Origin of the sequence: Pseudoalteromonas sp. SG41-2, from assembly GCF_014164535.1 — a bacterium.
Classification (GTDB): Bacteria; Pseudomonadota; Gammaproteobacteria; order Enterobacterales; family Alteromonadaceae; genus Pseudoalteromonas; species Pseudoalteromonas rhizosphaerae.
On the sequence record NZ_JACJFK010000095.1, the window covers coordinates 1 to 937 of the forward strand.

Below are 937 nucleotides of genomic sequence, written 5' to 3' on the forward strand. Positions count from 1 at the left end.
ATCACTATACACAAATCAAAACGGTGCGAGTACACATTGATTATCATGTTGAAATAGAGAAACATTATTACAGTGTGCCGTATCAGTGGGTTAAGAAACAATTACGCGCACACATAACCAATCAGCTAGTACAGCTTTATCATGACGATACCTTAATCGCACAGCATCCGCGCTCACATCGTTTAGGTGGGCATACAACACAGCCTCATCATATGCCTCTGGCGCATCAAAAACAGCATGAGCAGTCACCGATAAATTTACGCTCATGGGCATTAAGTATTGGAGAGTATACCCACCAAGTTGTTGAGTTACAGCTCAGTGGACGGCGTCACCCCGAGCACGCTTATCGCGCCTGTTTAGGGGTGTTAAGTTTAGCTAAAATCTATTCAAAAGAGCGGCTTGAGCAAGCGTGCTATCGCGCAATCATAATGAATACGACCACACTTAAATCAATAAAGCAGATGCTGAAGAAAGGGTTGGATCAACAACCGTTACCCACACAGCAAACAGAGCCAGAAAAGCCAATTACACATAGCAACATACGTGGCACAGATTATTACCATTAAGGAATGCAAACATGATAGACACCATTAACCAGCAACTTCAACTACTCAAGTTATCCGGTATAAAGCAAGCACTCAAGCAACAGCTTGAACAGCCCAATCTATATCAAGAACAAAGCTTTATAGAGCGCGTCAGTTTATTGCTCACTCATGAAATTGATACGCGTGAGCAAAGAAAAATCGACCGGCTCGTGCGACACGCTAAATTCCGCTTACCGGCTCAGTTAAATCAACTGATTTACTCGCCGACACGTAATATAGAAAAAGCACAGATACGTAACTTAAGCCAAAATAGCTGGCTAAACTTACATCAAAATATCTTAATCACTGGGGCAACAGGCTGTGGAAAAACATACCTTGCGTGTGCCTTAGGA

General features: G+C 42.7%; 2 protein-coding genes. Both read left to right on the forward strand.

Annotated elements, in window-relative coordinates; genetic code table 11:
- Nucleotides 1-566 (forward strand): Mu transposase domain-containing protein (locus tag H5186_RS22555; RefSeq protein WP_404936447.1); only part of this gene is annotated, 566 nt, incomplete at its 5' end.
- Between the two features lie 11 nt (nt 567-577).
- The coding region (locus H5186_RS22560; protein ID WP_182795043.1) for an ATP-binding protein at nt 578-937 on the forward strand (360 nt) is incomplete at its 3' end.